The sequence below is a fragment of the Streptomyces sp. Root431 genome, from assembly GCF_001426585.1.
Lineage (GTDB): Bacteria > Actinomycetota > Actinomycetes > Streptomycetales > Streptomycetaceae > Streptomyces > Streptomyces stackebrandtii.
This window is the reverse complement of sequence record NZ_LMEI01000008.1, coordinates 482,891-508,231: the sequence shown is the minus strand read 5'-3', so window position 1 is coordinate 508,231 and position 25,341 is coordinate 482,891. Positions and strand designations below refer to the sequence as shown.

Genomic DNA, 25,341 nt, shown 5'->3' with positions numbered 1-25,341 from the left:
GCCGGGCCCTCTCCCGTACGCAGCCGGGTGCGGCTCGTCAGTCGTGCGGGGTCCAGAAGTCCACGAGGCGCCCGACGCCGTGCTCGACGGACTTCCAGGAGCCGTTGAAGGCGAGGACGGCGTAGGCCGAGGTCGGGAAGCCGCTGCGGTTCATGCGGGGCAGGAGGTCCCCGTCCGATTCGCCCGCGAGGGCGTCGGCGAGGGCGTGCATCCCGGGGTTGTGGCCGATGACGAGGAGGTCGGAGACCTCGTCCGAGACCTCGTTGAGCAGGGCGATGAGCTCGCCGAGCGAGGCCTCGTACAGCCGGTCCTCGTACACGGTCCTGGGGCGCTGGGACAGTTCGTGCACGGCCAGTTTCCAGGTCTCCCTGGTTCTGACGGCGGTGGAACAGAGGGCCAGATCGAAGCCGATGCCGGTCCCGGCGAGCCTGCGGCCCGCGACGGGTGCGTCCTTGCGGCCTCGCTCGGCGAGGGGCCTCTCGTGGTCGGACTCGTCGCTCCAGTCTGCCTTCGCGTGGCGGAGCAGCACGATCCTGCGGGGTGTATCGACGCTCATGGTCAACAGCTTCGCACGGAACGGCTTTCGGTGACTCAGAGAGCGAGCGTTTGCTGGAGCTGCTCCAGGACCCGGCCGACCCCCAGGTCACCCGAGGTGGCGGGGGCACCACCCGGCCCGGCGATGAGCATCAGGAGGACGCCGAACGCGGCCACGGGGAGGGCGAGCGCCCACCAGGGCAGCCGGGTGTCGACGCCGCTCGGCAGGGGGCGGGTGCTGGTGTCCGTACGGGCCGACATGGCCGCCTCCGAGGGGTGGGAGATCCGTTTTCCCGTCGTCTCCGACGGTTGTCTCCAACGTACGGATCGGGCGCGCGTCGGCCCATCAGGTGATCCACCCACTTCACCCTGACACTCACCCCCTAGGGGATGCGGGGGTTGTCCCCACCCCCGGCGGTCACGGTGAGGCGAGGGAGGCGATCACGGCGATGACCACCGTGATGCCGAGCATCGTGCCGAGCACGATGAGCAGCTTCTTCTGGCCGTTCTGGGGATTGGGTTCGAGGACTGGCATGGGGCCAGTCTCGCATCTCAGCATTCGTCCTCCACCGTCCGGTCCCTCCCCGCGAGGGTTCCGACGATCATCTGCGGCACCATCAGGCCGCCCATGAGGGCGATGGGCAGTCCCCAGCCGCCGCTGTGCTGGTAGAGCACGCCGACGAGGAGGGGGCCGGGGATGGAGATGAGGTAGCCGACGCTCTGTGCGAAGGCGGAGAGGCGGACGACGCCGGCGCCGGTCCGCGAGCGCATCCCGATCATGGTGAGGGCGAGCGGGAAGGAGCAGTTGGAGATGCCGAGCAGGACGGCCCAGACCCAGGCTCCTGAGGCCGGGGCGAGGAAGAGGCCGGTGTAGCCGGTGAGGCCGCACAGGCCGAGCGCGACGACGATCGGTCCCTGGTTCTTCATCCGGGTCGCGAGCCGGGGGATGACGAAGGCGAGCGGGACGCCCATGACCATGGTGACGGCGAGGAGCACGCCCGCGGTGGAGGCGGGGACGCCGGCGTCGCGGAAGATCTGCGGCATCCAGCCCATGGTGATGTAGGCGCCGGTGGCCTGGAGACCGAAGAAGCAGCCGAGGGCCCAGGCGGTGCGGCTGCGGGTGATGCGCGGGGCGGGGGTGGCGGTCGCCTTCTCCGTACGGTCGCGGGCGCCCCGGTCGCGGACGCCGGCGCCCCGGTCGCGGTCGCGGAGCAGCGGGATCCAGGGCAGGACGGCGAGGGCGGCGAGTACGGCCCAGATGCCGAGGCCGAGGCGCCAGTCCCCGCCGAGGGCGTCGGTCATCGGGACGGTCGCCGCCGCGGCGACGGAGGTGCCGAGGGCGAGCGCCATGGAGTACAGGCCGGTCATGCTGCCGACGCGGTCGGGGAAGTACCGCTTGACGATCACCGGCATCAGGACGTTGCTGACGGCGATGCCCATGAGGGCGAGGGCGCTGGCGGCGAGGAAGCCGGCCGTGCCGGAGGCGAAGGGGCGGAGGACGAGGCCCGCGAAGATCGCCGCCATGCCCGCGCAGACGACGGCGGCGGGGCCGAAGCGGCGGGCGAGGCGCGGGGCGGTGATGCCGAAGACCGCGAAGCAGAGCGGGGGGACGGAGGTGAGGACGCCGGCGACGCTGCCGCTCATGTGGAGGCCTTCGCTGACCTCTTCGAGGAGTGCGCCGAGGCTGGTGATGGCGGGGCGCAGGTTGAGCGCGGAGAGGACGAGGCCGACGATGACGAGCCCGAGGGTCCAGCGGTGAGCCCGGCCCGGTGCGGGAGAATCGCCGGCGGCGACGGCCGCTCCGGGCGGCGTGGCGGTGGCTGCCGGGGCGGTGGTCCCGGCCGGTCGTGCGGCGGGGTCGAGGGTCTTCGGCTCGTCAGGCATGAGGCCATCATAGAATCATGGGATGATTGGTTGTCCAATCTCGAACGAATGGGAAGGTGCTCCATGGCCCTCGGTCACCCGCGGCGCGCAGGACTCTCCGATCAGGTGATCGCCGAGCTGCGGAACCAGATCACCTCCGGCGAATGGCCGGTGGGTTCGCGCATCCCGACCGAACCCGAGCTGGTCGAGCAGCTGGGCGTGGCCCGCAACACCGTGCGCGAGGCCGTCCGGGCGCTCGCGCACAACGGGCTGCTCGACATCCGCCAGGGCTCCGGGACGTACGTCATCGCCACCAGCGAGCTGGCGGGCGTCATGCACCGGCGCTTCGCCGGCTCCGACCCCCGGCACGTCGCCGAGCTGCGCTCGACCCTGGAGTCCGCCGCCGCCCGCTTCGCCGCGGAGCGGCGCACGGAGCGGGACCTGAAGCAGCTCGACGCGCTGCTCCTGCGGCGCGACGAGGCCTGGGAGTCGGGTGACGCGGAGCGGTTCGTGACGGTCGACGCGGCCTTCCACCACGCGGTCGTCGCCGCCTCGGGCAACGACGTGCTGACGGAGCTCTACGCGGACCTGGGCGATCTCCTGCGGGACTGGCTGCGCGACGACGTGGGGCAGGAGCTGCGGCCGGAGAACCACATGGACCACGGGCGGCTGGTGGACGCGATCCGCGAGGGCGACGCCGAGCGGGCCGGGACGGAGGCGGCCGGCTACCCCTTCATGTGCCTCAAGAGCCCCGTACAGGAGCCGGTTCCGCCGGCTGGTGCGTGACCCAGGCGGAGCGGACCTCCTTCCAGCAGCGGCCGCTGACCCGGGCGTAGTCCGCGGGGCCGACCTCGACGGGGGCGCTGTCGGTGTCGACGTCCCACCAGCGCTCGCACTCGACGTGGAGCCGGACGCTGTCGGTGGCGGGGTACGGGTTCTGGCAGTAGGCGGTGACGCGGGAGCCCTGGACGACGGTGCGGCAGGACGCCCCGAAGTTCTCCGGCTCGTCCGCGGCCGGGGCGGCGGGGACCTCCTCGGCAGGGGCGGGAGCGGCGCGCACCTCGGCGGCGACGGCGATCCCGGTGAGCAGAACGGCGACCGAGGCGAACGCGCCGAACCCGTGACGTATCGCGCGCATGCCCGTACCTCCTCCCCGTCAGCAACAGATCACGCTCTGCCCCAGTCTGGGGTGATTCGCGCGACTTTTCGAGTCGAGGAACGGAAGAGGGCCCGCGCACCCTCCCCACCAGGGAAGACGCGCGGGCCCTCGGCCGGAACGCTGGCGCTTACGCGCCGATCGCGTGCAGACCGCCGTCGACGTGGACGATCTCGCCCGTCGTCTTCGGGAACCAGTCGGAGAGCAGCGCCACGACGCCCTTGCCCGCCGGCTCCGGGTCCGCGAGGTTCCACTCCAGCGGGGAACGGCTGTCCCAGACCGCGGCGAGCTCGCTGAAGCCCGGGATGGACTTCGCGGCCATCGAACCGATCGGACCGGCCGAGATCAGGTTGCAGCGGATGTTCTGCTTGCCCAGGTCACGGGCCATGTAGCGGCTGGTGGCCTCGAGGGCGGCCTTGGCCGGGCCCATCCAGTCGTACTGCGGCCAGGCGAACTGCGCGTCGAAGGTGAGGCCGACGACCGAGCCGCCCTCCGTCATCAGCGGCAGCAGCGAGGTCGTCAGCGACTTCAGGGAGAAGGCGGAGACGTGCATGGCCGTGGCGACGGACTCGAACGGCGTGTTCAGGAAGTTGCCGCCGAGGGCGTCCTGCGGGGCGAAGCCGATCGAGTGCACGATGCCGTCGAGGCGGTCGCCCAGCTGCTCGCGGACCTGGCCCTCCAGGCGCGCGAGGTGCTCGTCGTTGGAGACGTCGAGCTCCAGGACCTTCACGTTCTCGGGCTTGGGCAGCTTCTTGGCGATCCGCTCGGTCAGCGACGGCCGGGGCCAGGCGGTGAGGATGATCTCCGCGCCCTGCTCCTGGGCCAGCTTCGCGGTGTGGAAGGCGATGGAGGACTCCATCAGCACACCCGTGATCAGGATGCGCTTGCCCTCGAGAATTCCGCTCATGTGATCAGTGACCCATGCCCAATCCGCCGTCAACCGGGATGACGGCTCCAGTGATGTACGAGGCGTCGTCGGAGGCGAGGAACTTCACCGCGGCGGCGATCTCCTCCGGCTGCGCGTAACGGCCCAGCGGCACCTGGGACACGATGCCCGAGCGCTGCTCGTCGGTGAGGACCGCGGTCATGTCGGTGTCGACGAAACCAGGGGCGACGACGTTGAACGTGATGTTGCGCGAGCCGAGCTCACGCGCGAGGGAGCGGGCGAAACCGACCAGGCCGGCCTTGGAGGCGGCGTAGTTGGCCTGGCCCGCGGAGCCCAGCAGACCGACCACCGAGGAGATGAGGACGACGCGGCCCTTCTTGGCCCGCAGCATCCCGCGGTTGGCGCGCTTGACGACCCGGAAGGTGCCGGTCAGGTTGGTGTCGACGACGGACGTGAAGTCCTCCTCCGACATGCGCATGAGGAGCTGGTCCTTCGTCACGCCGGCGTTGGCCACGAGGACCTCGACCGGACCGTGCTTCTCCTCGATCTCCTTGTACGCCTGCTCCACCTGCTCGCCGTCGGTGATGTCGCACTTGACGGCCAGGAAGCCCTCGGGCGGCTCGCCGGAGCGGTACGTGATCGCGACCTTGTCGCCGGACTCGGCGAACGCGCGGGCGATGGCGAGGCCGATGCCCCGGTTTCCTCCGGTGACGAGAACCGAGCGGCTCAACGGATCACCCTTTCGATAGCGGTCTGGTAGCCGAAAACCTATCGGTATCGCTCCCGACATGAGGAATCGACCTCCGACAGTGGCGTAGGGGCGTCACTGTCGGATCCCTACAGCTCGGGGACGGTACGGGTCCCCCGGGGAGCGCCCGGCGCGCGCCCCGCGGGGCCCCTCTAATGGGCCCACCCGGCCGCCCTTCCCATGATTGACTTCCGGGACAGCCCAACCGCCGACTTCCGATCACCGAGAGCGAGGCCGCTCGTGGTCCATCAGATCGACCCTTCGTTCGTCGCGCTGCCCCTGAGGGCGCTCGCCGACGCGGCGCTCGCCCGGGCGCGTGCGCTCGGCGCCGAGCACGCGGACTTCCGCCTGGAGCGGGTGCGCAGCGCCTCGTGGCGGCTGCGGGACGCCAAACCGTCCGGTTCCTCGGACACCACCGACCTCGGCTACGCGGTGCGGGTGGTGCACGGCGGAGCCTGGGGTTTCGCGTCCGGGGTCGACCTGACCATGGACGGGGCCGCTCGGGTCGCCTCGCAGGCCGTGGCCATGGCCAAGCTGTCGGCGAAGGTGATCGCCGCGGCCGGCTCCGACGAGCGCGTGGAGCTGGCGCAGGAGCCGGTGCACGCCGAGCGCACCTGGGTCTCCTCGTACGAGATCGACCCCTTCTCCATCCCCGCCGAGGAGAAGAGCGCGCTGCTCGCCGACTGGAGCGCGCGGCTGCTGGGGGCGGAGGGCGTGGCGCACGTGGACGCCTCGCTGCTCACCGTCCACGAGAACAAGTTCTACGCGGACACGGCCGGCACCGTGACCACCCAGCAGCGCGTCCGGCTGCACCCGCAGCTCACGGCGGTCGCCGTCGACGGGACGACCGGTGAGTTCGACTCGATGCGGACGATCGCGCCGCCGGCCGGGCGGGGCTGGGAGTACCTGACGGGCACCGGCTGGGACTGGGACAAGGAGCTGGACGAGATCCCGGCGCTCCTGGCCGAGAAGATGCGGGCGCCGAGCGTCGAGGCCGGGCGGTACGACCTGGTCGTGGACCCGTCGAACCTCTGGCTGACGATCCACGAGTCGATCGGGCACGCCACGGAGCTGGACCGTGCCCTCGGCTACGAGGCGGCCTACGCCGGCACCTCCTTCGCCACCTTCGACCAGCTGGGCAAGCTGGCCTACGGCTCGTCGATCATGAACGTGACGGGTGACAGGACCGCCGAGCACGGCCTCGCCACCATCGGGTACGACGACGAGGGCGTCGAGGCGCAGAGCTGGGACCTGGTGAAGGACGGCACGCTCGTCGGCTACCAGCTGGACCGGCGGATCGCGAAGCTCACGGGCCTCGGCCGCTCCAACGGCTGCGCCTTCGCGGACTCCCCCGCGCACGTGCCGGTGCAGCGGATGGCGAACGTCTCGCTCCAGCCTGACCCGGGCGGCCTGTCGACCGAGGACCTGATCGGCGGGGTCGAGCGCGGCATCTACGTGGTCGGCGACCGGTCGTGGTCGATCGACATGCAGCGCTACAACTTCCAGTTCACCGGCCAGCGTTTCTTCCGCATCGAGAACGGCCGGCTCGCCGGGCAGCTGCGGGACGTGGCGTACCAGGCGACGACGACGGACTTCTGGGGCTCGATGGAGCAGGTCGGCGGCCCGCAGACGTACGTCCTCGGCGGCGCGTTCAACTGCGGCAAGGCCCAGCCGGGCCAGGTCGCCGCGGTCTCGCACGGCTGCCCCTCCGCCCTCTTCCGGGGTGTCAACATCCTTAACACGACGCAGGAGGCCGGTCGATGAGCGCACGCCACGAGATTTGCCGGGGGTCCGGGGGTCGTCCCCCGGGCAAGCACAGCCTTAACACGACGCAGGAGGCCGGTCGATGAGCCGCGTCAGCAAGCCGTACGAGATCGTCGAGCGGGCCCTTGAGCTGTCGCGTGCCGACGGGTGCGTCGTCATCGCCGACGAGGAGTCCTCGGCCAATCTGCGCTGGGCCGGGAACGCGCTGACCACCAACGGTGTCACGCGCGGACGCACCCTCACCGTCATCGCGACCGTCGACGGCGCCCAGGGCACCGCCTCCGGTGTCGTCTCGCGGTCGGCCGTGACCGTCGACGACCTGGAGCCGCTGGTCCGGGCCGCCGAGGCCGCCGCGCGGGCCGCCGGGCCCGCCGAGGACGCGCAGCCGCTGGTCGAGGGCGTGCACTCCTCCCCCGACTTCACGGACGCCCCGGCCGAGACCTCCTCCGCGGTCTTCGCCGACTTCGCCCCGGCGCTCGGCGAGGCCTTCGCCCGGGCCCGGGCCGGCGGGCGCGAGCTCTACGGCTTCGCCAACCACGAGCTGACCTCCACCTACCTGGGGACGTCGACGGGGCTGCGGCTCCGGCACGACCAGCCGAACGGGACCCTGGAGCTGAACGCCAAGTCCCCGGACCGTTCGCGGTCCGCCTGGGCCGGGCGCTCGACGCGGGACTTCAAGGACGTCGACCCGGCCGCGCTCGACGCGGAGCTGGCGACCCGTCTCGGCTGGGCGGAGCGGCGCATCGAGCTGCCCGCCGGGCGGTACGAGACGCTGCTGCCGCCGACGGCCGTGGCGGACCTGATGATCTACCAGCTGTGGTCGTCCACGGCCCGGGACGCGGTGGAGGGCCGTACGGTCTTCTCCAAGCCCGGCGGCGGCACCCGGCTCGGCGAGACCCTCTCCCCGCTGCCGCTGACCCTGCGCAGCGACCCGAACGAGCCGGGCCTGGAGTCCGCGCCGTTCGTGATCGCGCACTCCTCCGGCGACGACTCCTCGGTCTTCGACAACGGTCTGCCGGTCGAGCCGGTCGACTGGGTGAAGGCCGGAAGCCTGGCCCACCTCATCACCACCCGGCACACCGCGGGACTTACCGGGTTGCCCGTGGCGCCCGGCGCGGGGAACCTGATCCTGGACGGCGGCGGGGAGCGCTCCCTGGAGGAGATGGTGGCCTCGACCGAGCGCGGCCTGCTGCTGACCTGCCTCTGGTACATCCGCGAGGTCGACCCGGCGACGCTGCTGCTGACCGGACTGACCCGGGACGGCGTCTACCTCGTCGAGAACGGCGAGGTCGTCGGCGAGGTGAACAACTTCCGGTTCAACGAGTCGCCGGTGGACCTGCTGTCGCGGGCCTCGGAGGCGGGCCGGACGGAGAAGACGCTGCCGCGCGAGTGGAGCGACTGGTTCACCCGGGCCGCGATGCCCGCGCTGCGGGTGCCGGACTTCAACATGAGCTCGGTCAGCAAGGGGGTCTGACCCACCTAGACTGAGTCGTCGTACCCATACCAACCTGAGGAGACTGACGGTCGTGACGGACATCGTCGACGAGCTGAAGTGGCGTGGGCTCTTCGCCCAGTCCACCGATGAGGACGCACTGCGCAAGGCTCTCGCGGACGGTCCGGTCACGTTCTATTGCGGTTTCGACCCGACCGCGGCCAGTCTCCACGTCGGTCACCTGGTCCAGGTGCTCACCGTCCGCCGGCTCCAGCAGGCCGGGCACCGGCCGCTGGCGCTGGTCGGCGGGGCCACCGGGCAGATCGGTGACCCGCGGCCGACGGCCGAGCGCACCCTGAACGACCCCGAGACGGTCGCGAACTGGGTGAACCGGCTGCGCTCGCAGATCGAGCCCTTCCTCTCCTTCGAGGGGGAGAACGCGGCGGTCATGGTGAACAACCTGGACTGGACCGCCGGCCTGTCGGCGATCGAGTTCCTGCGGGACATCGGCAAGCACTTCCGGGTCAACAAGATGCTGACCAAGGACTCCGTCGCCCGGCGCCTGGAGTCCGAGCAGGGCATCAGCTACACGGAGTTCAGCTACCAGCTGCTCCAGGCCATGGACTTCCTGGAGCTGTACCGCCGCTACGGCTGCGTCCTCCAGCAGGGCGGCTCGGACCAGTGGGGCAACCTGGTGGCCGGTCTCGACCTGATCCACCGCCTGGAGCCGGGTGCGGACGTGCACGCGCTCGCGACGCCGCTGATGGTCAAGGCGGACGGCACCAAGTTCGGCAAGACCGAGGGCGGGGCCGTCTGGCTGGACCCGGAGATGACCACGCCGTACGCGTTCTACCAGTTCTGGCTGAACGTCGACGACCGGGACATCTCGACGTACATGCGGATCCTCTCCTTCAGGTCCCGCGAGGAGCTGGAGGAGCTGGAGCAGCAGACCGCCGAGCGGCCGCAGGCGCGGGCCGCCCAGCGGGCGCTCGCCGAGGAGCTCACCACGCTCGTGCACGGCGCCGAGCAGTGCGCGGCCGTCATCAACGCCTCCAAGGCGCTGTTCGGGCAGGGTGACCTGGCCGAGCTGGACGGGGCGACGCTCGCCGCCGCGCTGTCCGAGCTGCCGCACGCGCGCGTGACCGAGCTCGGCCAGGTCGTGGACCTGTTCACCGAGGTCGGGCTCGCGCCGAGCAAGTCGGGCGCGCGCCGCACGGTGAAGGAGGGCGGGGCGTACGTGAACAACGTGAAGGTGACCGCCGAGGACGCCGAGGTGTCGGCGGACGAGCTGCTGCACGGCCGCTGGCTGGTGCTGCGGCGCGGCAAGAAGAACCTGGCGGCGATCGAGTTCGCCGGCGCGGAGGGCTGACGAGGCCCGCCCCGCAAAAGCCGGGAGGCCCGGTACGGCACCTGAGGTGTCGTACCGGGCCTCCCGGCTTCTTCGCGCGTGGGGTCAGGCGCGCTGTTTGTTTCCCTTGATCGAAACCCACAGCATGTCGCCCACACCGACCACGGCGACGGCGCCGAGCAGCTGGAGCAGGTGGCGGGTCCAGTCGATGCCCTTGGTGTCGTTGACACCGATCCAGGTCGCGACCGCGTTTCCGAGGACACTGCCGAGAATGCCGAACACGGTCGTCAGCCAGAGCGGGATCTGTTGCTTCCCCGGCAGGATCGCCTTCGCGATCAGGCCGAGGACGAATCCCACGATGATCGCCCACAACCAACTCATCGTCGCCTCCTTTTGCGCATGTGGGCCCAGTCTCGGCCCGTCGGCCATTCGGCGCATGTCGGGCACCGCCATCCGTGCCCCGGTCTCGTCGGCGCGGAAGGGCGGGCGTACGGTGGAGAGAGGTCCGGACCGGGGAGGGTCCGGCATGACCGGCGGGTGGTGGACGGCGATGCCGAAGCGTGGTGGTACCGAGGTCTTCCGGATCACGGGGGCCCGTCAAGGGCTCGCCGACGACGTCCGGGGGCGGCAGCGGCGGTACATCATCTCGATGACCGTCCGAACGCTCTCCGTGATCGCCGCGGCGGTGCTGTGGAACGTCGAACGGCACGTGGCGATCGTGGCGCTCGCCCTCGGGATCCTGCTCCCCTACATCGCCGTGGTCATCGCGAACGCGGGCCGGGAGTCGGCTCCGTCCCTTCCCTCCACCTTCGTACCGGCTCCGGTGCGCCCCGCGCTGGGTGCGACGGAGGCTGCGGAGGGTGCTGGGGCGGAGGCTCCGTACGGCCGGAACTGATCACGGACAGTGGCCGGAAAGCTCAGGAAAAGCTCAGATCAATCATGAAGTTCCAGTGCCTCGGACCCCATGTGCCGTGACATACTGCCTACGCGCTCCGCATCCCCCGTCGGAGCGACAGACCGATGCCGGGCAGCTCCCCCCGTGGCTGCCCGGCATCGCCTTTGCTGGACAATGATCAGGTGAGCGAAGAGAAGCCGATCTGTTCCGCCAAGGGCTGCCGCGTCGACGCCGTCTGGGTCCTCGCGTGGAACAACCCCAAGCTGCACACGCCCGAGCGGCGCAAGACGTGGCTCGCGTGCGAGGAGCACCGCGAGCACCTCTCCCAGTTCCTGGGTGTACGGGGATTCCTCAAGGACGTCGTCCCGCTGAGCGAGTGGGAGCCCGCCGAGGACTGACAGCCCATGCCGACCGGGGCCGATGCCGACCGGGGCCGAGTGCCTTCGGGCTCAGCCGCCGATCGCCGACATCGGGCGGTCGGGCTGGAGGAAGCTCGGGTCGTCGAGGCCCGAGCCGGCCTTCTTGCCCCACATGGCCTGCTTCCAGATCCGCGCGACCTCGTCGTCCGGGGCGTCCGAGCGGAGCGTCGCCCGCAGGTCCGTCTCCTCGGTGGCGAAGAGGCAGGTGCGGACCTGTCCGTCGGCGGTGAGCCGGGTGCGGTCGCAGGCCCGGCAGAACGGGCGGGTGACGGAGGCGATGACGCCGACCGTGTGCGGTCCGCCGTCGACGACCCAGCGCTCGGCGGGGGCGGAGCCGCGCTCGTCGGCGCCCTCGGCGGTCAGGGTGAAGCGGGTGCGCAGGGACTCCAGGATGTCCCCGGCGGTGATCATGCCGTCGCGCTTCCAGCCGTGCTGGGCGTCGAGGGGCATCTGCTCGATGAAGCGGAGCTCGTACCCCTCCTCGATCGCCCAGGCGAGCAGGTCGGGGGCCTCGTCGTCGTTGAGCCCGGGCATCAGGACCGCGTTGACCTTCACCGGGGTGAGGCCGGCGTCCCGCGCGGCGGCCATGCCGTCGAGGACGTCGTGGTGGCGGTCGCGCCGGGTGAGGGTCTTGAAGACCTCGGGGCGCAGGGTGTCCAGGGAGACGTTGACCCGGTCCAGGCCGGCGGCCTTGAGGGCGGTCGCGGTGCGCTTGAGCCCGATGCCGTTGGTGGTGAGGGACATCCGGGGGCGGGGCTCCAGGGCGGCGCAGCGCTCGACGATCCCGACGAGGCCGGGGCGGAGCAGCGGCTCGCCGCCGGTGAAGCGGACCTCGGTGACGCCGAGGTCGGTGACCGCGATGCGGATCAGCCGGACGATCTCGTCGTCCGTGAGGAGATCCGGCTTGGCGAGCCACTGGAGGCCCTCTTCCGGCATGCAGTACGTGCAGCGCAGATTGCAGCGGTCCGTCAGTGAGACGCGCAGGTCGGTGGCCACACGGCCATAGGTGTCGATGAGCACTGTGGGCCCCCTCCCCGTCTTGTGGTGGCGTGTGGTTCGAGACTACGTGAGCCGACGGACATCCAGCAGGGCAGATTGTCACGAGGACCGGCGCGGCCGCGTCGTAGAACTCTACGACGCGGCCGCCCGAAGGTCGCGGAACGTATACGTCCGGCTGCGCTGCGGTCAGTGCTTGACCGCAGCGGCCACCCCGACTCCGGTGAGCGACTTGACCTCGAGCTCCGCGTACTTGCCCGCGTCCGGCTCCTCCTTGGAGAGGAGCGAGCCGAGCCAGCCGAGCAGGAAGCCGAGCGGGATCGAGACGAGGCCGGGGTTCTCCAGCGGGAACCAGTGGAAGTCCACGCCCTTGAACATCGAGGCCGGTCCGCCGGAGACGACCGGCGAGAAGAGGACGAGGACGACGGAGGAGATCAGTCCGCCGTAGATCGACCAGAGCGCGCCCTGGGTGGTGAAGCGCTTCCAGAAGAGCGAGTAGAGGATCGTCGGCAGGTTGGCGGAGGCGGCGACGGCGAAGGCCAGGGCGACCAGGCCGGCGACGTTGAGGTCGCGGGCGAGGGCGCCGAGCGCGATCGACACGATGCCGATGAGGACGGTCGACCAGCGGGCGGCCCGCATCTCCTCCTTCTCGGTGGCCTTCCCGCGCTTGATCACGTTCGCGTAGATGTCGTGCGCGAAGGACGAGGAGGAGGCGAGGGTCAGCCCGGCGACCACGGCGAGGATGGTGGCGAAGGCGACGGCGGAGATGACGGCGAGGAGGATCGCGCCGCCGGTGGATCCCGCGCCGCCGCCGACCTCCAGGGCGGTGAGCGGGGCCGCCGTGTTGCCCGCCTTGTTGGATGCCTTGATGGTGTCGCCGCTGAGCAGGGCGGCGGCGCCGAAGCCGAGGACGATCGTCATCAGGTAGAAGGCGCCGATGATGCCGATGGCCCAGTTGACCGACTTACGGGCGGCCTTGGCGGTCGGCACCGTGTAGAAGCGGATCAGGATGTGCGGCAGGCCGGCGGTGCCGAGGACCAGGGCGATGCCGAGCGAGAGGAAGTCCAGCTTCGAGAGGCCGCTGGCGCCGTACTTGAGGCCGGGCTCCAGGAAGGCGTCGCCCTTGCCGCTGTTGGTGGCGGCGGCGCCGAGCAGCTGCGAGAGGTTGAAGTCGAACTTCAGCAGGATGAGGAAGGTGATGAGGAGCGTGCCCGCGATGAGCAGGACGGCCTTGACCATCTGCACCCAGGTGGTGCCCTTCATGCCGCCGATCGTCACGTAGACGATCATCAGGACGCCGACGAGGGCGACGATGCCGATCTTGCCGCCGTCGCTGGTGATGCCGAGCAGCAGCGAGACGAGGACGCCCGCGCCCGCCATCTGCGCGAGCAGGTAGAAGATCGAGACGACGATGGTGGAGGTGCCGGCGGCGGTGCGGACGGGGCGCTGGCGCATCCGGTAGGCGAGGACGTCGCCCATCGTGAACCGGCCGGAGTTGCGCAGCGGTTCGGCGACCAGGAGCAGGGCGACGAGCCAGGCGACCAGGAAGCCGATCGAGTAGAGGAAGCCGTCGTAGCCGTAGAGGGCGATGGCGCCGCTGATGCCGAGGAAGGACGCGGCGGACATGTAGTCGCCGGAGATGGCGAGGCCGTTCTGGAAGCCGGTGAACTGGCCTCCGCCGGCGTAGAAGTCGGCGGCGCTGCGGGTCTGGCGGCCGGCCCAGATGGTGATGACCAGGGTGGCGATGACGAAGGCCCCGAAGAGGGCGATGATCAGGGGCCGGTGCTCGCTGGTGGCGTTGCCCGCCGCGAGCAGGACGGTGCTTCTCATGCGTCTCCCTCCATGCGGTTCCGGATGACCTCTGCCTTGGGGTCGAGGCGGTTCGCGGCATGCCGCGAGTAGAGCCAGGCGATGAGGAAGGTGGTCAGGAACTGGCCGAGGCCCAGGACCAGCGCGACGTTGATGTTGCCGAAGAGCTTGGTGCCCATGAAGTCGCCCGCGTAGTTGGAGAGCAGCACGTAGAGCAGGTACCAGGCGATGAAGGCGAGGGTGAGGGGGAAGGCGAAGGAGCGGTAGGTACGGCGCAGTTCGCCGAACTCCGCGCCTTGCTGCACCTCGACGAACTGCTCCGTCGTGGGCGGGACGGGACCGTGGTCGGTGTCCGTTCCGTTTCTGGGCGGCGGCGGTGCTTCGGTAGCCACGGATTCTCCTCGTGACGCGGGGGCGGGCGGCATGGTCAAGGGGGCCTCACCAGGGGGGTGCGGAAACGGGGGCTCCGGCTGGAGCCCCTCCCCTGCCCAACGGCACGGAGCCGGAAGCGAAGTGGTTCACGCGGAGGATTTTCTTGAACAGATCTTCATGAAGTCTTCTCAACTCATTGAAGGACCGGGAAGATCAGCGATAGCTTCACTCGTCATGCACCTGTTCACGCGTAAACCCGCGCGTGGACAGTACATACGGATGATGTGGAGAACCCATGGCTCATCTGGGATCGAGGCGCGGCCGAGCTCTTGCTCTGCCTGCTGGTCTCGCGCTCACGGCCTCGCTCGGCTTCCTTCCCTCCGGCGCCGCCTCCGCCGCGGAGCTGAGTGACGCCCCGGCGGCCTCCGTAGCCGCGACGAACGGGCCGAAGCTCTCGTACGTCGTCAACGTCGAGGGTGGCCGCTGGACCGCCGCCTCGGTGAAGAAGGCGATCGCCGCCGCGGGTGGCGAGGTGGTCATCTCGTACGACCAGATAGGCGTGATAGTCGTCCACTCGCAGAACCCCGAGTTCGCGAAGACGGTTCGTCAGGCCCGCGGTGTGGCGTCGGTCGGTTCGACCCGTACCGCCCCGCTCTCCGTCCAGTCGGACGACGCCGTCGACGAGGGCGCGCAGTCGCTCTCCGCGGCCGAGGCCAAGGCCGCCGCGGCCACGGCGACGGACGAGCAGGACCCGCTGGAGCCCCTGCAGTGGGACCTCCCGGCGATCAAGGCCGACAAGGCCCACCAGAAGACGCTCGGCAGCAAGCGCGTCACCGTCGGTGTCATCGACACGGGTGTCGACGACACCCACCCGGACCTGGCGCCGAACTTCGACGCCAAGGCCTCCGCCAACTGCGTGTCCGGCAAGCCGGACACCACCGCCGGCTCGTGGCGCCCGAACCCGGGCGAGAGCGACCACGGCACCCACGTCGCCGGCACGATCGCCGCCGCCAAGAACGGCGTCGGCATCACCGGTGTCGCCCCGGGCGTCAAGGTCTCCGGCATCAAGGTGTCCACCCCGGACGGCTTCTTCTACACCGAGGCCGTCGTCTGTGGCTTCGTGTGGGCGGCCGAGCACGGTGTCGACATCACGAACAACAGCTACTACACCGACCCGTGGATGTTCGCCTGCAAGAACGACGAGGACCAGAAGGCCCTCATCGAGGCGGTCACCCGTGCGACCCGCTACGCGGAGCGCAAGGGCACGGTCAACGTCGCCGCGGCCGGCAACTCGAAGTTCGACCTCGCCGCCGACTCGATCGTCGACAACAGCAGCCCGAACGACACCACGCCGGGCGACCGGGTCATCGACCCGAAGGAGTGCCTGGACTACCCGGCCATGCTGCCGGGTGTCGTCACGGTCTCCGCGACCGGAGCCAAGGACCTCAAGGCGTCCTACTCCAACTACGGTCTCGGCGTGATCGACATCGCCGCCCCCGGCGGTGACCGCACCGAGTACCAGACGCCGGACGCCCCGGCGGTCAACGGCCGCATCCTGTCGACCACGGTCAACGGCGGCTACAACTACAAGGCCGGTACGTCGATGGCCTCGCCGCACGCGGCGGGCGTCCTCGCGCTGATCAAGTCGACGCACCCCTACGCGTCCCCGGCGGCCCTCAAGGCGCTGCTGTACGCGCAGGCCGACGACCGCGCCTGCACCAACCCGTACGACATCGAGGGCGACGGCAAGATCGACGCCGTCTGCGAGGGTGGCAAGAACAAGAACGGCTTCTACGGGGCCGGTCTGATCGACGCGCTGGACGCCGTCCGCTGGTAGTCGTCGCGTGTGCTTGACCGAGGGCCCTGGTGTGCTGAGCCACACCAGGGCCCTTTGCGTGGCACTGAGTGCCATAGTGCGGTCATGGACAACACAGTGCGTACCGGTACGGAGTTGCTCTGGTCGGCCCTCGGCGGCGATCCCGCCCTGGTCGACCGGGTGGAGTACGGCGGAGTCTCCGGGCTGCTGCCCGCGCGGCTGCCCGTGATGGACCTGGCCCGGGCCTCGGTCGCGGTCGCCGGTCTCGCGGCCGTCGAGCGGGCGGGGCTCGCGGGGCCCGTGCGGGTGGACGACGGGGCCGTCGCCACCGCCTTCGTGAGCGAGCGCCACCTGCGGGTCGACGGGCGGGCGCCGGTGAGCTTCGCGCCGCTGTCGCGGTTCTGGCGGGCGGCGGACGGCTGGGTCCGTACGCACGCCAACTACCCGCACCACCGGGCGGCGTTGCTCGCCGCGCTCGGCGCCTCCGACTCCGTCGAGGCGGTCGCGGCGGCGATCGGGGAGCGCGAGGCCGTCGAGGTGGAGAGCGCCGTGTACGCGGCCGGGGGCCTGGCCGTCGCCCTGCGGACGCCCGCGGAGTGGGCGGAGCATGAGCAGGGCCGGGAGGTGGCGGCTCGGCCGCTGCTGACCCGGGAGCGGCTCGACGACGCCCCGCCGCCGCGCCGCTCGGGGCCGCTGCGGGTGCTGGACCTGACCCGGGTGATCGCCGGGCCGGTCGCGACCCGGACGCTGGCGCTGCTCGGCGCGGACGTGCTGCGGATCGACCCGCCGGCCAACCCCGAACTGCCGGACCAGCACGCGGACACGAACATCGGGAAGCGGACCGCCGCCCTCGACCTGGACAGCCCTTCGGACCGGCGGGCCTTCGGCGAACTGCTCGACTCCGCGGACGTGTTGGTGACCGGCTACCGGCCGGGCGCGCTGGACCGCTTCGACCTGGACCGTCCGGGGCTCGTGGTGGCGCGTCTTTCGGCCTGGGGCGACTACGGCCCCTGGGCCGGGCGGCGCGGCTTCGACAGCCTGGTGCAGGTGGCGACCGGGATCGCCGTGACCGAGGGCTCCGCCCAGGAGCCGGGCAAGCTGCCGGCGCAGGCCCTGGACCACGGCACGGGCTATCTGCTGGCGGCGGCCGTGCTGCGCTCGCTGACCGAGCAGGACCGGGAGGGCGGCACCCGGCTCGTACGGCTCGCGCTCGCGCAGACGGGGCACTGGCTGACCGGGACGCTGCCGCGGTACGAGCCCGGGCGGTACGTCACGGAGACGGACGGACCGCTGGGACGGCTGCGGCACGCGCTGTCGCCGGTCGCGTACGAGGGCGGCCCGGCGGGCTGGTCGCGCCCGCCGGGCGTCGCGGGGGCGGACGCGCCGGAGTGGGCCGGGGCCTGACGGGGGCGGGGCCTGACGGGCGGGCGGGCCGGGGGCGCTCGGTCGGCGGTGAGGCCGAGGCGGGTGCACCCCCGGTCGGTCGCCTACGGCTTGACGAGGACCTTGAGGGCCGTGCGCTCGTCCATGGCCTTGTAGCCGCCGGGGACGCCGTCGAGGCCGACGGTCAGGTCGAAGACCGGGGACGGGTCGATGGTGCCGTCGAGGACGTCCGGGAGGAGCTCCGGGATGTACGCGCGGACGGGTGCGACGCCGCCGCGCAGGGCGATGTTCCGGTCGAACATGACGGACAGGTCGAGGCCGGTGCCGCTGCCGTGCGGGACGCCGACGTAGCCGATGGAGCCGCCGTCGCGGGCGATGGCGACGGCGGTCCGCATGGACTGCTCGGTGCCGACGGCCTCGATGACGCCGTGGGCGCCCTGGCCGCCGGTGAGCTCGCGGACGGCGGCCTCGGCGGCCTCGCCGCGCTCGGCGACGACGTCGGTGGCGCCGAAGGCGCGGGCGATGTCGGTACGGGCGGTGTGCCGGCCGAGGGCGATGATCCGCTCGGCGCCGAGGCGCTTGGCGGCGAGGACACCGCAGAGGCCGACGGCGCCGTCGCCGACGACCGCGACGGTGGAGCCGGGCTTCACGCCCGCGCCGAGGGCGGCGTGGTGGCCGGTGCCCAGGACGTCGGAGAGGGCGAGCAGCGCGGTCAGCAGGTGGTCGTCGGAGGCGGCGTCGGCGGGGAGCTTGACGAGGGTGCCGTCGGCGAAGGGGACCCGGACGGCCTCGCCCTGGCCGCCGTCGGAGCCGACCGAGCCCCAGAAGCCGCCGCGCGGGCAGGAGGTCTGGAGGCCCTCGGCGCAGTAGTCGCAGCTCCCGTCGGACCAGACGAAGGGGGCGACGACGAGGTCGCCGGCGGCGAAGCCGGTGACGTCGGAGCCGGCCGCCTCGACGATGCCGAGGAACTCGTGACCGATGCGCTGGCCGGGCTGCCGGGCGGACTCGCCGCGGTAGGCCCACAGGTCGCTGCCGCAGATGCAGGCCCGCAGCACGCGCAGGACGACATCGGTGGAGTCCTGGATCACCGGGTCGGGCACGTCCTCCACGCGCATGTCGAACGGGGCGTGGATGGTGGTGGCGCGCATGGGGGGCGGTCCTTGCTGTCAGACGTTTGTACGACGTTCACCGTACATCGCGGCGAGCGCTCCCGCGGCCAGCAGGTACTGCGCCGCGATGTAGGTCAGCATGACCCAGAAGTCGGGCGCCGGCAGCTGGGGCCACTCGGCGACGCCGGTGGCGATGAGGGTGTCGGACAGCAGGAACAGGGCGCCGCCGAGGCCGGCGAGGAGCCCGAGGGAGCTTGCGCGGTAGGCCATCGCGGCGAGGAGGAGCGAGTAGCCGGCGACGGGGATCCGCAGGTCGGCGGGGAGGTCGGGCCACAGGAGCGCGACGGTGCCGACGAGGGCCACGGCGTATCCGGCGCCGAGCAGCGGCGACGTACGGCGCCGGCCGAAGAGGACCAGGTAGCAGACGTGTCCGGCAGCGAAGGAGCCCATGCCGACGAGGAAGGCCCAGTCGGCGTCGGAGAGCAGGAAGACGTCGCCGCCCCAGCCGAAGAGGAGCGCGGCGACGAGGAGCTTCGGGGCGCCCCTGGTGACGGCGTACGCGGCGAGCAGGGGCATCAGGAGCGGCTTGGCGAGCTGGTGGCCGAGCTCGGCGCCGGCGAGGAGGGAGACCAGGTCGACGGCGGCGGCGAGGCCGAAGGCGGCGAGCAGCGCGCGGGAGGCGGTGGTGGGGGCGGCGCGGAGGGCCGTGGGTGCGGTGCTCACGCGGCCGGCTCCGGTGCGGTGCCGCCCTGCGGGGTCTGGGGGCCCGGTCGGTCCGGTTGCCAGCCGGGGCCGCGGAAGAGCCGCCCGGCCCGCTCGCGCCAGTCGTTCGCGGACCGGAGGTCGCGGGCGATGGCGGCGTACTCGTGGGTGGCGACGCGCAGGGGGTTGTAGGTCTCGATGTTCTTGGTGAGGCCGTAGACGGGCCGGTCGGTCTCGCCGACCCAGGAGCCGAACATCCGGTCCCAGACGATGAGGATCCCGCCGAAGTTGCGGTCCAGGTAGCCGCCCTGGGAGGCGTGGTGGACGCGGTGGTGCGAGGGGGTGTTGAGGACGTACTCGAAGGGCCGGGGCAGCTTCCCGACGCGCTCGGTGTGGATCCAGAACTGGTAGACGAGGTTGACCGAGTAGCAGAAGGCGACGGCCGCCGGGTGGACGCCGAGGGCGATCATCGGCAGGTAGAACGGCCAGGAGGTCACGCTGGTCCACGGCTGGCGCAGGGCGGTGGTGAGGTTGTACTTGCGGCTGCTGTGGTGGACGACGTGGCAGGCCCAGAGGATGCGGATGACGTGGTGTCCGCGGTGCTGCCAGTAGTAGAAGAAGTCCTGGGCGAGCAGCATCAGCGGGATGGTCCACCACAGGACGGGGACGCGGAGCGGGGTGAGCTCGTAGACGGCGGTGTAGATCGCGACGACGGGGATCTTCCACAGCGCGTCGAAGGCGAGGCTCCCGAGGCCCATGCCGATGCTGGTGGCGGCGTCCTTGGTCTCGTACCCGGCGGCGTCCTCGTCGGGGTGGATCCGGTGGCTGACCATCTCCAGGACGGCGAGCAGGACGAACGCCGGTATGGACCAGAGCACGACATCGGGCAGGTTCGGCATGCCGTCGACGGTAGGGGCGGTGGGCGGGGCACGGCTAGACGTTGTTACCAACAAGTATGCGAGACGAGTTGTCAGCAAGCTTTGGCACCTTCTGACAAGCGCCTGCCGGACACACCCCTGGCGCACCGGATCCCGGTCGCGCTAGATCCCGGTCGCGCCGAGGAGCGAGCCCGCGCCGTAGGTGACCGCCATCGCGAGCGCGCCGCCGCCCACGTTGCGGAGGATCGCGCGGCCCGCGGGGGCGTTGCCGAGGCCGGCGCTCCACCAGCCCGTGAAGGCGAGGGCCGCCAGGACGGAGGCGACCGTGACCCAGAGGCGGGCCGAGGCCGGCGGCAGGACGATCGCGAGGAGGGGGAGCAGGGCGCCGACGGTGAAGGCGAGGCAGCTGGCACCCGCCGCGTGCCAGGGGTTGGTGAGGTCGTCGGGGTCGATGCCGAGCTCCACGCGCGCGTGGGCGCGCAGGGCGTCGCGCTCGGTGAGCTGTTCGGCGGCCTCGCGGGCCACGTCCGGGGAGAGGCCGCGGGCGGCCAGGAGCCCGGTCAGTTCGGCGAGTTCCGCCTCCGGGTCCTCGCGCAGCTCGCGCTTCTCCTCGGCGAGCGCGGCCTGCTCCGAGTCGCGCTGGCTGGAGACGGAGACGTACTCCCCCGCCGCCATGGACATCGACCCGGCGAGCAGCCCGGAGAGGCCGGCGGTGAACAGGGCCGCCCGGGACTCCGTGGCGCCCGCGACGCCGACGACGAGGCCCGCGGTGGAGACGACTCCGTCGTTGGCCCCGAGCACGGCGGCCCGGAGCCAGTTGAGACGGGAGCCGAGGCCTCCGCCGGGGGCATCGTCGGGGGCATCGTCAGGGGCGGGAGGTGCGGGGACGGGTGCGGTCACGTCAGGAGGTTCGCACCCGGCGGGTCACCAGACGCGGACCGACCCGCCCGGCGCGAAGGCCGGGCTGGTCGCCTCCTCCGGGATCTTCTCCAGGGGCGTGGCGATCTCGGCGACCTCCGGGCCGTGGACGGCGGCGAGGGGGTCGAGGAGGGCGAGGTCGAAGCCGTAGACGCGGGCGGCGTTGCCGCCGACCATGGCCTCGACCTCCTCCCTCGGCACGCCCGCGTAGGCGATGCGGAGGCCTTCGCGGGAGTACGGCGTGGTGCCCTCGTCGTGCGGGTAGTCGCTCCCCCACATGATCTTGTCGAGGCCGATGCGGTGGCGCAGCGGCACCTCGTGCGGGCGCATGAAGCTCGCGCCGACGAAGCAGTTGTCGCGCCAGACCTCGCTGGGGCCCTTGCCCATGGACTCCGCGAGCCCCGCGCCGAACTTGGACTCGGCGGTGGAGGCCCGCGAGGCCGCGGCGACCAGGCGGCCGTGGTAGTAGTCCAGCATCTCCATGACCCCGGGGATCCAGCCGGAGCCCTGTTCCGTGAGCACGAGCTTGAGGTCCGGGTGACGCCGGAAGGCTCCCCCGAAGACGAGGTGCCACAGGGCCCGGTGGGAGAACCAGGTCGTCTCCACCATGAAGACGGCCCGGGCCGCCGGTTCGTCGCCGAGCGGGGGCGAGGCCGAGCCGCCGTGGTGGTTGACCGGCACGTCCAGCTCCGCGCAGACCGCCCAGATCGGGTCGTACGCCTCCGCGTACAGCTCGGGCACGCCCGAGCCGGGCGGGGCGCCCGGCAGCAGGATCCCGCCGGTCAGACCGGCTTCCTTGGAGCGGCGGATCTCGCGTACGGCCTCGTCGACGTCGTTGAGGAGGATCTGCGCCACGCCCGCCCTGCGCCCCGGCGCGTCGGCGCAGAAGTCGGCGAGCCAGCGGTTGTGCGCGCGCAGGCCCGCCCAGCGGAGCTCGTACTCCTCGCGGGTCGGCGGCGGGGCCATCAGGGAGGCGGAGGGGAAGAACGGCGGGATGGTGTTCGGGAAGACGACCTCGGCGACGATCCCGTCGGCCTCCAGCTCCCGCAGGCGGCGCTGCGAGTTCCAGTTGCGGTCGGCGGTGTCGGCGAGCAGGTCCTCGTACGGGTTGACGTAGCCGGCGGCCCAGGCGTCGAAGGCCTCGTGGTGCCGCTTCTCCAGGTACGGCCGGTAGTCGAGGAGGTCGGCGCCGGCGTGGCAGTCGGCGGAGATCACCGTGTACCGGTCGGTCATGACGTCACCCCCAGGGCCGGGAAGTCGTGGTCGGTCAGCCAGTGGCGGCCGACCTCGCGGGAGCGGGCCCAGGAGGCCTCGACGGCCGTCTGGTCGGCCGGCTGGCCGAGCTCGGCGGGGGTGGGGCCGATCCTGCGGGCGATCGGCGCGAGGGCCGGGAGGTCGAAGCCGAAGACCTCCGCCGCCGCCAGGCCGAGCATGCGCCGGGTCTCCTCCACGGGGATGTCGTGGAAGGTGTTCCGCAGCCACGCGCGCGTGGCGGGCCAGGTCCCCTCGGGGTGCGGGAAGTCCGAGCCCCACAGGATGTTGTCGACGCCGATCTCGTACCGCTGGGCGAGCTCGCGCCGCTTGGTGTTGGTCGCGCAGATGAAGACCTGCCGGTCCAGGTACTCGCTCGGCGGCCGCTTCAGCTCCGCGAACGGGGACAGCTTCTTGCCGCCGTGCGCGCCGAGGTAGAGCCGGTCCATGAACCAGAGCAGGTTGGGGAGCCACCAGCAGCCGGACTCGGCGACGCCGAACCTGAGGCCGGGGTGGCGCTCGAAGACGCCGGACCAGAGGAGGAACCAGAGGGGCCTGGCCGGCCAGAAGGTGACCTCGGAGACGTAGATCCCGAGGTGGTCGCCGTACTCCTCGCGCGGCGCGGCCCCCGAGTGGGTGACGACCGGCATGCCGGTCTCGGCGGCGGCCGCCCACACCGGGTCGTAACGCCGGTCGTGGTAGGGGGCCTTGTCCACCCACATCGAGGGGATCATGAGCGCGCCGAGCCCGGACTCCTTGGCGCGGTGGATCTCGGCGACGACCTCGACCGGGTCGGCGGTGACGGGGAGCAGCGCGACCCCGCAGTGCCGCTCGGGATTCTGTCCCACGAACTCGGCGAGCCACCGGTTGTGCGCCTTCGCGCCCGCCATGCCGAGGACCGGGTCCTGGTCGCCGGAGAGGCCGAGGCCGACGCCGAAGGGGGCGGCGGTCTGGCTGTCGACGGCGTCCGCGTCGGGGAAGACGACCTCGGCGGCGACGCCGTCGCCGTCGAGCTCCTTGAGCCGCTGGGCGGCGTCCCAGCCGCCGCGCAGGCCTTCCTCGTTGTCGTGGAACCACTTGTCGGCGAAGGCCTCGTTGCGTACGCCGAGGCGGGTCATCGCCTCGCGGCGCGCGTCGCGTCCGGCGAGGAACTCGTCGAAGGCGCGGTGGTGGCGGGACTCCAGATAGGGCCGGTACTGCTCGGTGGGCAGTCCGGCGTGACAGTCGGAGGAGATGATCAGATACGGATCCTCGTACGTCGTCATGTCGATGGGTCCTCAGTCTCGGTCTCGGTCGAGGATGAAGCTCTCCAGATAGGCCGGGTTGGCGCGGTCGAGCATCGACCGCGAGCGCGCCCGGATCTGGCCGTCGCTGTGCTCGCTCTCCGGCAGCATCCAGAACCGGTCGGCGCGGATGCCGTCGACGACCAGCTCGGCCACGTCCTCCACCGGGGTGAAGGCGATCTCCTGCCCGGCCTCCTTCATCGCGGCCTCCCACTGGTCGAGGCTGCGGTACGGCGTCCTGCGCGGGCGCTCCTTGGCGAACCGCTCGGGCCGGTTGCGGTGCGACTCCCACAGGCCGGTGCGGAGCATGTGCGGGCCGGGGAAGAGCACCGAGGCGCCCACGCGCGCGTGCTCGGCCCGGAGGTGGGCGTAGAGCGACTCGGTCATGGTGACGACGGCCGCCTTGGTGACCGCGTACACGGAGGCGGTGGGCAGCGGGGCGATGCCGCCGTCGCCGGAGGAGGTGTTGACGATGTGGCCGGGCTCACCGCTCGCGATCATGCGCGGGACGAAGGCCTGGATGCCGTGGAAGACGCCCCAGACGTTGACGGCGAAGGCCCACTTCCAGTCGTTCGGCTCGTGCTCCCACATCCGGCCCTCGGCGCCGGAGCCGACGCCCGCGTTGTTGCAGAGGACGTGGACGGCGCCGAAGGTGTCGAACGCCGCGTCCGCGAACGCCCGGACCTCGTCGGGGTCGGAGACGTCGACCGTCCGGGCGAGGATCTGCGCCCCGCCCTCCATCAGCTCGTCGGCGGCCTCGGCGAGCGCGCCCGGCTCGACGTCCCCGAGGACGACGGCCATGCCCTCGGCGGCGAAGCGGCGGGCCATGGCGAGCCCGATGCCGCTCGCCGCGCCGGTGACGACGGCGACCTGTCCCGCGCGCAGCTCCATCAGGCACTTCCTTCCGGGGGGCCGTCGAGGATCTGCAGCGGGTCGTCGTACCGCTGGTGGATGTAGGGCAGCAGCGCCTGCGCGGAGACGCGTTCGGCGACCGTGCCCCGCTGGTCGGTGGTCTTCTCGCCGATGGTGATCTCGACGAGCCGGCGGACCGCGAGGTCGGCCACCGGGTCGTACATGGACTCGCGCAGGATCACGTCACCGGTGACCCGCTCCAGCTTCCGCACCTTCTCGTTGCGGACGCAGTGGACGAGGACGGGGTCGGCGTCGAAGCCGGTGCCGTCGACGCCGGGCAGGAACTTGAAGTAGAAGTCGGTCTTCTCGACGGGCTCCGGCAGCGGCAGCGGGCCGGAGACGGCGCCGCGCACCTCGACGAAGGCGATGCCGTGCCGGGCGAGGGACGCGCTGACGACGAGCCCCTCGCGCTCGACCGTGACCTCGCCCAGCTTCTTCGGTTCGCCGAAGACCTCGCGGCCGCCGATCAGGGCGCGCTCGTGGGTCATCGGCATGACCAGCGGGTACCAGCCCTCGCGGTCGCCGTGGGCGGCGGCGACGGCCACGGAGCCGGCGCCGAGGGGGTAGCCGGGCAGGTCGACCCGGCTGATGTTGGCGCGGACGAGCGGGCGTGCGGTGGGTTTCAGCGGGGGCGGCAGGATCGCCGCGACGACGTCGGGGTCGGTCTCCCAGACGGCGACCACTCCGGTGGACCAGATGTCGGGGAGGCGGGAGCTCCGCTCGCGGGCCGCTGCGGCCTCGGCCTCGGTGCGCGCCCCGTACCGTACTCGTGCCATGACGTACCACCCTTCGGGAAGTCTGCCTGTAACACAGTTACACCGCGATCGATGAAGGGTAAAGACCCGTGCACGCAGAGGAGTTGGGGGA

27 protein-coding genes are annotated in these 25,341 nt (G+C 71.6%); 8 read left to right on the top strand and 19 right to left on the bottom strand.

Annotated features, from left to right (window positions below):
* Positions 1-37: 37 nt before the first annotated feature.
* From ASC82_RS13410 to ASC82_RS13400, 4 genes are all read right to left on the bottom strand, one after another.
* Entirely contained in the window at positions 38-556 is a 519-nt protein-coding gene (locus ASC82_RS13410) for a histidine phosphatase family protein (protein ID WP_056646275.1), read from the bottom strand.
* A gap of 35 nt (positions 557-591) precedes the next feature.
* Positions 592-795 carry a hypothetical protein gene (locus tag ASC82_RS13405; RefSeq protein WP_056646273.1) on the bottom strand — a complete coding sequence of 68 codons (204 nt, stop codon included), beginning with the start codon at positions 793-795 and terminating at the stop codon, positions 592-594.
* A 157-nt stretch (positions 796-952) separates the two neighbouring features.
* Positions 953-1,069: an SGM_5486 family transporter-associated protein gene (locus ASC82_RS31365; RefSeq protein WP_277914785.1), complete on the bottom strand. Its 117-nt coding sequence runs from the start codon at positions 1,067-1,069 to the stop codon at positions 953-955.
* 17 nt (positions 1,070-1,086) lie between these two features.
* Positions 1,087-2,418, bottom strand: coding sequence for an MFS transporter (locus tag ASC82_RS13400; RefSeq protein ID WP_056646271.1), 1,332 nt, complete (start codon positions 2,416-2,418; stop codon positions 1,087-1,089).
* A gap of 63 nt (positions 2,419-2,481) precedes the next feature.
* Here ASC82_RS13400 and ASC82_RS13395 point away from each other — a divergent pair, with 63 nt between their 5' ends.
* Complete coding sequence (locus ASC82_RS13395) at positions 2,482-3,183, top strand: FCD domain-containing protein (protein ID WP_056646268.1); 702 nt, start codon at positions 2,482-2,484, stop codon at positions 3,181-3,183.
* On the opposite strand, the gene ASC82_RS13390 is transcribed toward ASC82_RS13395, so the two are convergent.
* From ASC82_RS13390 to fabG, 3 genes are all read right to left on the bottom strand, one after another.
* Positions 3,140-3,535, bottom strand: coding sequence for a hypothetical protein (locus tag ASC82_RS13390; RefSeq protein WP_056646266.1), 396 nt, complete (start codon positions 3,533-3,535; stop codon positions 3,140-3,142). The two genes, ASC82_RS13395 and ASC82_RS13390, sit on opposite strands and share 44 nt — an antisense overlap.
* A gap of 148 nt (positions 3,536-3,683) precedes the next feature.
* Positions 3,684-4,460 (bottom strand): enoyl-ACP reductase FabI, encoded by a 777-nt coding sequence (gene fabI / locus ASC82_RS13385; RefSeq protein ID WP_056646263.1) that lies wholly within the window; start codon positions 4,458-4,460, stop codon positions 3,684-3,686.
* Between the two features lie 4 nt (positions 4,461-4,464).
* Positions 4,465-5,169 carry a 3-oxoacyl-[acyl-carrier-protein] reductase gene (fabG, locus tag ASC82_RS13380; protein ID WP_056646260.1) on the bottom strand — a complete coding sequence of 235 codons (705 nt, stop codon included), beginning with the start codon at positions 5,167-5,169 and terminating at the stop codon, positions 4,465-4,467.
* A 258-nt stretch (positions 5,170-5,427) separates the two neighbouring features.
* Between fabG and ASC82_RS13375 the strand changes: the two genes are divergently transcribed.
* The 3 genes from ASC82_RS13375 to tyrS all read left to right on the top strand — a co-directional run bounded on the left by ASC82_RS13375 (position 5,428) and on the right by tyrS (position 9,752).
* Positions 5,428-6,951 (top strand): TldD/PmbA family protein, encoded by a 1,524-nt coding sequence (locus tag ASC82_RS13375; protein WP_056646258.1) that lies wholly within the window; start codon positions 5,428-5,430, stop codon positions 6,949-6,951.
* Positions 6,952-7,033: 82 nt separating this feature from the next.
* Positions 7,034-8,425, top strand: a complete 1,392-nt coding sequence (locus ASC82_RS13370) for a metallopeptidase TldD-related protein (protein WP_056646255.1) — start codon at positions 7,034-7,036, stop codon at positions 8,423-8,425.
* 52 nt (positions 8,426-8,477) lie between these two features.
* Complete coding sequence (gene tyrS, locus ASC82_RS13365; RefSeq protein ID WP_056646252.1) at positions 8,478-9,752, top strand: tyrosine--tRNA ligase; 1,275 nt, start codon at positions 8,478-8,480, stop codon at positions 9,750-9,752.
* An 84-nt stretch (positions 9,753-9,836) separates the two neighbouring features.
* On the opposite strand, the gene ASC82_RS13360 is transcribed toward tyrS, so the two are convergent.
* On the bottom strand, positions 9,837-10,112 hold the full coding sequence (locus tag ASC82_RS13360) for a GlsB/YeaQ/YmgE family stress response membrane protein (protein WP_056646249.1): 276 nt from the start codon (positions 10,110-10,112) through the stop codon (positions 9,837-9,839).
* A 169-nt stretch (positions 10,113-10,281) separates the two neighbouring features.
* Between ASC82_RS13360 and ASC82_RS13355 the strand changes: the two genes are divergently transcribed.
* Both ASC82_RS13355 and ASC82_RS13350 read left to right on the top strand, forming a co-directional pair.
* Positions 10,282-10,626 carry a DUF3099 domain-containing protein gene (locus ASC82_RS13355; RefSeq protein ID WP_056646439.1) on the top strand — a complete coding sequence of 115 codons (345 nt, stop codon included), beginning with the start codon at positions 10,282-10,284 and terminating at the stop codon, positions 10,624-10,626.
* A gap of 182 nt (positions 10,627-10,808) precedes the next feature.
* Positions 10,809-11,024 (top strand): hypothetical protein, encoded by a 216-nt coding sequence (locus ASC82_RS13350; RefSeq protein WP_056646247.1) that lies wholly within the window; start codon positions 10,809-10,811, stop codon positions 11,022-11,024.
* A 51-nt stretch (positions 11,025-11,075) separates the two neighbouring features.
* On the opposite strand, the gene moaA is transcribed toward ASC82_RS13350, so the two are convergent.
* From moaA to ASC82_RS13335, 3 genes are all read right to left on the bottom strand, one after another.
* Positions 11,076-12,065: a GTP 3',8-cyclase MoaA gene (gene moaA / locus ASC82_RS13345; protein ID WP_024756223.1), complete on the bottom strand. Its 990-nt coding sequence runs from the start codon at positions 12,063-12,065 to the stop codon at positions 11,076-11,078.
* Positions 12,066-12,230: 165 nt separating this feature from the next.
* Entirely contained in the window at positions 12,231-13,871 is a 1,641-nt protein-coding gene (locus ASC82_RS13340; protein ID WP_056646244.1) for a cation acetate symporter, read from the bottom strand.
* Positions 13,868-14,242, bottom strand: coding sequence for a DUF485 domain-containing protein (locus ASC82_RS13335; protein WP_024756225.1), 375 nt, complete (start codon positions 14,240-14,242; stop codon positions 13,868-13,870). Before ASC82_RS13335 ends, ASC82_RS13340 begins: the two co-directional genes overlap by 4 nt.
* Before the next feature lie 275 nt (positions 14,243-14,517).
* Here ASC82_RS13335 and ASC82_RS13330 point away from each other — a divergent pair, with 275 nt between their 5' ends.
* A complete protein-coding gene (locus ASC82_RS13330) occupies positions 14,518-16,059 on the top strand; it encodes a S8 family serine peptidase (RefSeq protein WP_056646242.1) in 1,542 nt (513 codons plus the stop codon).
* 84 nt (positions 16,060-16,143) lie between these two features.
* Entirely contained in the window at positions 16,144-17,442 is a 1,299-nt protein-coding gene (locus tag ASC82_RS13325) for a CoA transferase (protein WP_056646239.1), read from the top strand.
* Between the two features lie 83 nt (positions 17,443-17,525).
* On the opposite strand, the gene ASC82_RS13320 is transcribed toward ASC82_RS13325, so the two are convergent.
* From ASC82_RS13320 to ASC82_RS13285, 8 genes are all read right to left on the bottom strand, one after another.
* Positions 17,526-18,569, bottom strand: coding sequence for a zinc-dependent alcohol dehydrogenase family protein (locus ASC82_RS13320; protein WP_056646236.1), 1,044 nt, complete (start codon positions 18,567-18,569; stop codon positions 17,526-17,528).
* 18 nt (positions 18,570-18,587) lie between these two features.
* Positions 18,588-19,253 carry a lysoplasmalogenase gene (locus ASC82_RS13315; RefSeq protein WP_056646233.1) on the bottom strand — a complete coding sequence of 222 codons (666 nt, stop codon included), beginning with the start codon at positions 19,251-19,253 and terminating at the stop codon, positions 18,588-18,590.
* Complete coding sequence (locus tag ASC82_RS13310; RefSeq protein WP_056646231.1) at positions 19,250-20,131, bottom strand: sterol desaturase family protein; 882 nt, start codon at positions 20,129-20,131, stop codon at positions 19,250-19,252. The genes ASC82_RS13315 and ASC82_RS13310 overlap by 4 nt, the downstream gene beginning before the upstream one ends.
* A gap of 141 nt (positions 20,132-20,272) precedes the next feature.
* Entirely contained in the window at positions 20,273-20,911 is a 639-nt protein-coding gene (locus ASC82_RS13305) for a VIT family protein (RefSeq protein ID WP_242427644.1), read from the bottom strand.
* Positions 20,912-21,034: 123 nt separating this feature from the next.
* On the bottom strand, positions 21,035-22,261 hold the full coding sequence (locus ASC82_RS13300; RefSeq protein WP_056646225.1) for an amidohydrolase family protein: 1,227 nt from the start codon (positions 22,259-22,261) through the stop codon (positions 21,035-21,037).
* On the bottom strand, positions 22,258-23,544 hold the full coding sequence (locus ASC82_RS13295) for an amidohydrolase family protein (protein WP_056646222.1): 1,287 nt from the start codon (positions 23,542-23,544) through the stop codon (positions 22,258-22,260). Before ASC82_RS13295 ends, ASC82_RS13300 begins: the two co-directional genes overlap by 4 nt.
* 12 nt (positions 23,545-23,556) lie before the next feature.
* Complete coding sequence (locus ASC82_RS13290; RefSeq protein WP_024756234.1) at positions 23,557-24,453, bottom strand: SDR family NAD(P)-dependent oxidoreductase; 897 nt, start codon at positions 24,451-24,453, stop codon at positions 23,557-23,559.
* Entirely contained in the window at positions 24,453-25,250 is a 798-nt protein-coding gene (locus tag ASC82_RS13285) for an acetoacetate decarboxylase family protein (protein WP_056646219.1), read from the bottom strand. The genes ASC82_RS13290 and ASC82_RS13285 overlap by 1 nt, the downstream gene beginning before the upstream one ends.
* Positions 25,251-25,341 lie beyond the last annotated feature (91 nt).

Excerpts from the sequence above, each read along its gene's own strand:
- ASC82_RS13400 (WP_056646271.1), bottom strand. The coding sequence starts at position 2,418 with ATGCCTGACGAGCCGAAGACCCTCGACCCCGCCGCACGACCGGCCGGG.
- ASC82_RS13300 (WP_056646225.1), bottom strand. The coding sequence starts at position 22,261 with ATGACCGACCGGTACACGGTGATCTCCGCCGACTGCCACGCCGGCGCC.
- ASC82_RS13355 (WP_056646439.1), top strand. The coding sequence starts at position 10,282 with ATGCCGAAGCGTGGTGGTACCGAGGTCTTCCGGATCACGGGGGCCCGT.
- ASC82_RS13405 (WP_056646273.1), bottom strand. The coding sequence starts at position 795 with ATGTCGGCCCGTACGGACACCAGCACCCGCCCCCTGCCGAGCGGCGTC.
- ASC82_RS13360 (WP_056646249.1), bottom strand. The coding sequence starts at position 10,112 with ATGAGTTGGTTGTGGGCGATCATCGTGGGATTCGTCCTCGGCCTGATC.
- ASC82_RS13340 (WP_056646244.1), bottom strand. The coding sequence starts at position 13,871 with ATGAGAAGCACCGTCCTGCTCGCGGCGGGCAACGCCACCAGCGAGCAC.
- ASC82_RS31365 (WP_277914785.1), bottom strand. The coding sequence starts at position 1,069 with ATGCCAGTCCTCGAACCCAATCCCCAGAACGGCCAGAAGAAGCTGCTC.
- ASC82_RS13290 (WP_024756234.1), bottom strand. The coding sequence starts at position 24,453 with ATGGAGCTGCGCGCGGGACAGGTCGCCGTCGTCACCGGCGCGGCGAGC.
- ASC82_RS13410 (WP_056646275.1), bottom strand. The coding sequence starts at position 556 with ATGAGCGTCGATACACCCCGCAGGATCGTGCTGCTCCGCCACGCGAAG.
- fabI (WP_056646263.1), bottom strand. The coding sequence starts at position 4,460 with ATGAGCGGAATTCTCGAGGGCAAGCGCATCCTGATCACGGGTGTGCTG.
- ASC82_RS13285 (WP_056646219.1), bottom strand. The coding sequence starts at position 25,250 with ATGGCACGAGTACGGTACGGGGCGCGCACCGAGGCCGAGGCCGCAGCG.
- ASC82_RS13370 (WP_056646255.1), top strand. The coding sequence starts at position 7,034 with ATGAGCCGCGTCAGCAAGCCGTACGAGATCGTCGAGCGGGCCCTTGAG.
- ASC82_RS13390 (WP_056646266.1), bottom strand. The coding sequence starts at position 3,535 with ATGCGCGCGATACGTCACGGGTTCGGCGCGTTCGCCTCGGTCGCCGTT.
- ASC82_RS13320 (WP_056646236.1), bottom strand. The coding sequence starts at position 18,569 with ATGCGCGCCACCACCATCCACGCCCCGTTCGACATGCGCGTGGAGGAC.
- ASC82_RS13310 (WP_056646231.1), bottom strand. The coding sequence starts at position 20,131 with ATGCCGAACCTGCCCGATGTCGTGCTCTGGTCCATACCGGCGTTCGTC.
- ASC82_RS13330 (WP_056646242.1), top strand. The coding sequence starts at position 14,518 with ATGGCTCATCTGGGATCGAGGCGCGGCCGAGCTCTTGCTCTGCCTGCT.
- ASC82_RS13395 (WP_056646268.1), top strand. The coding sequence starts at position 2,482 with ATGGCCCTCGGTCACCCGCGGCGCGCAGGACTCTCCGATCAGGTGATC.
- ASC82_RS13295 (WP_056646222.1), bottom strand. The coding sequence starts at position 23,544 with ATGACGACGTACGAGGATCCGTATCTGATCATCTCCTCCGACTGTCAC.
- ASC82_RS13325 (WP_056646239.1), top strand. The coding sequence starts at position 16,144 with ATGGACAACACAGTGCGTACCGGTACGGAGTTGCTCTGGTCGGCCCTC.